Below are 945 nucleotides of genomic sequence, written 5' to 3' on the forward strand. Positions count from 1 at the left end.
ACGCGTACCATTCGATCTTCTCTATGGCGTCCTTGCGCGATCGGACCGGGAGATCGGTGAGGAGCTTCCACTCGATTTTCTTTCGCCGCTTCGGCCTTCCCCGCTCTCGAGCATGGATCACGGTCAGAGTGAGTGCGGGATATTTCGTCTGTTTGCCGATCGGCGGCAGGACGCGTATCTTGCGGTACCTGATCTCAAGAACGGCGTCGTCGGGATCGCCTTTGTCGTCCTTGACCTTGATCCGGTGTACACCCTTGATCGTAACCTCGTCCATTTCGTCGGCAATTGTATGATTGCCGTCCCCGGCAAGCCGATCAACACAGGTTCGCACCAAAAAATGCGTTCCGACCTCCTCGGCCAGGCAAAACAGCTCATAGATGTCGCTCTCGCGATCACCAATATGAACGCATCGCCCGGGAGCAGCGAGAAGGTCGGTCGATTGCCGTAAATTCTCGAGCCAGCGGATGCTCTCCTTCTGCTCGATCGGCACCCGTGTCGGATTGATCTTTCGCTTCAGCGCCGTCGTCCCCTTGAACTTCTTGCGGGTCCAGAACTTGATTGCCGACAGTCCGAGCGGAAGCCCCTCGGTCGTCACGGCGAGACTCGAATGCATCAGGATGCCGCACTGCGTGCGTCCTGCCGTCTTACCCGTAAAGCCGATCAGATCCGGCTTCTCGCGCTTGAAGCTGAATTCCGTCGTGTCATGGAGGACGAGGATCGGTCCCTCCGTCGCCGCTACGCGCCCGCGCGTCGCCTCGAAATGACCGCAAAGAATATCCGCCTCGTTGACCCGTTCGTTGGAGAGGAAGCGATAGGCGGCCTTCGTGTTGGCCCAATCCTGACAAACCAGCGGGATGCTTTGACCCATGTCGCTCCCGATTTGTGCGAGCAATTTGCAGAACCGGCGACCAAGCCGCTCATCCTTAAACTCGCATCCCGCAACTT

The 945-nt window shown here is 58.2% G+C and carries 1 protein-coding gene; it reads right to left on the reverse strand.

Features of this window, described 5'->3' with window-relative positions; translation table 11 throughout:
• Positions 1–945, reverse strand: a 945-nt coding sequence (locus J6525_RS46450) for an IS4 family transposase (RefSeq protein WP_225649615.1), incomplete at both ends; no start/stop codon positions are given.

Origin of the sequence: Bradyrhizobium australafricanum (assembly GCF_020329495.1) — a bacterium.
In the GTDB taxonomy this organism is placed as follows: domain Bacteria; phylum Pseudomonadota; class Alphaproteobacteria; order Rhizobiales; family Xanthobacteraceae; genus Bradyrhizobium; species Bradyrhizobium australafricanum.